This window comes from Deltaproteobacteria bacterium (assembly GCA_016234845.1).
GTDB lineage: Bacteria > Desulfobacterota > Deferrimicrobia > Deferrimicrobiales > Deferrimicrobiaceae > JACRNP01.
On sequence record JACRNP010000168.1, the window covers coordinates 1 to 2,890 of the forward strand.

3 protein-coding genes are annotated in these 2,890 nt (G+C 66.7%); all 3 read left to right on the forward strand.

What is annotated here, in order from left to right:
* Nucleotides 1-58: 58 nt before the first annotated feature.
* The gene (locus tag HZB86_11205; GenBank protein MBI5906089.1) at nt 59-892 is read left to right on the forward strand and encodes a M23 family metallopeptidase; all 834 of its coding nucleotides are present in this window, start codon (nt 59-61) and stop codon (nt 890-892) included.
* A gap of 2 nt (nt 893-894) precedes the next feature.
* Nucleotides 895-1,293, forward strand: coding sequence for a polymer-forming cytoskeletal protein (locus HZB86_11210; GenBank protein MBI5906090.1), 399 nt, complete (start codon nt 895-897; stop codon nt 1,291-1,293).
* A 197-nt stretch (nt 1,294-1,490) separates the two neighbouring features.
* Nucleotides 1,491-2,890: methylcrotonoyl-CoA carboxylase (locus tag HZB86_11215; protein ID MBI5906091.1), on the forward strand; the 1,400-nt coding region annotated here is incomplete at its 3' end.

The following is a 2,890-nucleotide window of genomic DNA, read 5'->3' on the forward strand; positions in this document are numbered from 1 at the left end:
CCGGGGCCCGTTCCGGAATGCCGGTTGCAGGCGGAATCCTGTCCAAGAGGAGGCCGCCATGAACCTGGTGCGGATGTTCCTGAAAAGGATTCTCACTCCCGTTACCATTCTGTTGGTACCCCACAGCCGGACGAGGCCCGTCAGCGTCCGGGTCCCGGTGGTCGCCGTCGCCGCGTCGGTCTGCCTTTTCCTGGTCGGGACCGCCTTCGTCGCCACCGTGTCGGTCCGCGCCGTGGAGTACCGCCGGATGCAGGAGAGGCTCGCCCACCTCTCCGCGCAGTTCCACGAAATGAAGGGGACGATGCTTTCCCTGAAGCAGGCGGAGCAGGATTTCCGGAAGCTGTTCTCCCTCAAGTCGAAAACCGCCGTCCTGGAATCGGTGGGTTCCGGCGACACCGGATCCCTCGACATGACCGTCTTGAGGGCGCAGATCGATGCCGCGATGCTGTCGGTATCGGAGATTCGAGGGTACATCGCCGAGCAGAAGGACATCCATCTCTCCACGCCCGTCGGGCTGCCCGGGGCCGGCACGGTTTCCTCGCCCTACGGGTACCGGAATCACCCGGTGCACGAGGAGAAGAAGTTCCACACCGGCGTGGACATCTCCGTCCCGTCCGGGAGCAGGGTGAAGGCGACGGCCAACGGAATCGTGAGTTTCGCCGGATGGACGGAGAACAGCGGCATCGTGGTGGTCGTCGAGCACGGGCACGGATTCAGCACCGCCTATGCGCACAACCGGAAAACGCTGGTCCGGGTCGGCCAGCGGATCGCCCGGGGCGAGACGATCGCGATGTCCGGCTCCACCGGCGTATCCACCGGCCCGCACGTGCATTACGAGATCTGGAGAAACGGGCGCCATACGGACCCGATCGGATTTCTCTCCCGGAGGTGACCATGTTCGGAAAAGGTTCGCGGAAGCTCGAGACGATCGTCGGCGACGGAACGCGCATCGCGGGAAAGACGAGCGTGAAGGGAACGATCCGCGTGGACGGGATCGTGGAAGGCGATGTCCACGCCGACTGGGTGGTGGTCGGGGAAACCGGGAAGATCCTCGGGAACACCCGCACCCGGGGGATGGTCGTCGGGGGATCGGTCGAGGGGAACATCGAGGCGACGGAGTCGGTGGAACTGAAGGAGAAGGCGACGATGGTCGGGGAGATCCACACGCCGAGGCTCGGAGTCTCGGAAGGGGCGGCATTCGACGGGCGCGCAAGGATGAAGGGCGACGCGGAGGCCGCCGGGATCCCGGAGGGGAACGTCCGGCCGCTGATTCCGACGAAGACCGGGGCCTGACCGGGGCGGGGATCCGTTCCCCTCCCCGCGCACGTTTGTCTGTTTTTCAAAAATCAAATCTGAGATGATCGGGCTACGCGTCGTGCCGGGGATGACCGGGACGGCGCGATCGCGCTGCAATTGTGGTATAAAACCGGATGGCGTCCCGGGAGGAGGTTTCCGGGGCGCGATCCCGCACATCGGAGATCGGGCGCAAGTTGAGCGTTCTGAAGAGTTCGATCGACGTCCGGAGCGAAGAATTCCGGAAGAACTCCGCGGCGATGTCGGAGCTGGTGGCCGACCTGCGCGAGAAGGTGGCGCGGGTTCGCCTGGGCGGCGACGAGAAGTCGCGCGCCCGGCACATCGACCGCGGGAAGCTTCTGCCGCGGGAGAGGGTGCGACACCTGCTCGACGTCGGTTCGCCCTTCCTCGAACTGTCGCAGATGGCCGCCTGGGGGATGTACGGCGACGAGGTCCCGTCCGCCGGCATCATCACCGGGATCGGCAGGGTCTCCGGACAGGAGTGCATGATCGTCGCCAACGACGCCACCGTCAAAGGCGGCAGCTACTACCCGCTCACCGTCAAGAAGCACCTGCGCGCCCAGGAGATCGCGGAGGCCAACCACCTCCCGTGCGTCTACCTGGTCGATTCCGGCGGCGCCAACCTGCCGCAGCAGGACGAGGTGTTCCCCGACCGGGACCATTTCGGAAGGATCTTCCACAACCAGGCGATCATGTCCTCGAAGGGGATCCCGCAGATCGCCGTGGTGATGGGGTCGTGCACCGCGGGCGGGGCGTACGTGCCGGCGATGTCCGACGAGAGCATCATCGTCCGGCGGCAGGGGACCATCTTTCTCGGCGGCCCGCCGCTGGTGAAGGCGGCGACCGGCGAGGTGGTGACCGCCGAGGATCTGGGCGGCGCCGACGTCCACTGCCGGACCTCCGGGGTCACCGACCATTACGCCGCGAACGACGGCCACGCGCTGGAGCTCGCCCGCCGGGCGGTGGCGAACCTGAACCGTGTGAAGCGGGTCGGGATGACCCTTCGGGAGCCGGTGGAGCCCGCGTACGACAAGGCGGAGCTGTACGGCGTCATCCCCACCGGGACCCGGACGCCGTACGACGTGCATGAGGTCATCGCCCGGGTGGTGGACGGCTCCGAGCTCGACGAGTTCAAGCACCTCTACGGGACGACGCTTGTGTGCGGCTTCGCCCGGATCCTGGGATACCCGGTCGGGATCGTGGCCAACAACGGGATCCTCTTCTCCGAGTCGGCCCTGAAAGGGGCCCACTTCATCCAGCTGTGCAGCCAGCGCGGCATCCCCCTTGTCTTCCTGCAGAACATCACCGGCTTCATGGTCGGGAGCAAATACGAGGCGGGCGGGATCGCAAAGGACGGCGCGAAGATGGTCACCGCCGTCGCGTGCGCCAGGGTACCCAAGTTCACCATCATCATCGGCGGGAGCTACGGGGCCGGGAATTACGGCATGTGCGGCCGCGCGTACAGCCCCCGCTTCCTCTGGATGTGGCCCAACGCCCGGATCTCGGTGATGGGCGGGGAGCAGGCGGCGAGCGTCCTGGCGCAGGTGCGGCGGGACGGGATGGAGGCGCGGGGGCA

Bases quoted from the DNA above. Each gene is read 5' to 3' on its own strand.
- HZB86_11205 (MBI5906089.1), top strand. From the start codon at position 59: ATGAACCTGGTGCGGATGTTCCTGAAAAGGATTCTCACTCCCGTTACC.
- HZB86_11210 (MBI5906090.1), top strand. From the start codon at position 895: ATGTTCGGAAAAGGTTCGCGGAAGCTCGAGACGATCGTCGGCGACGGA.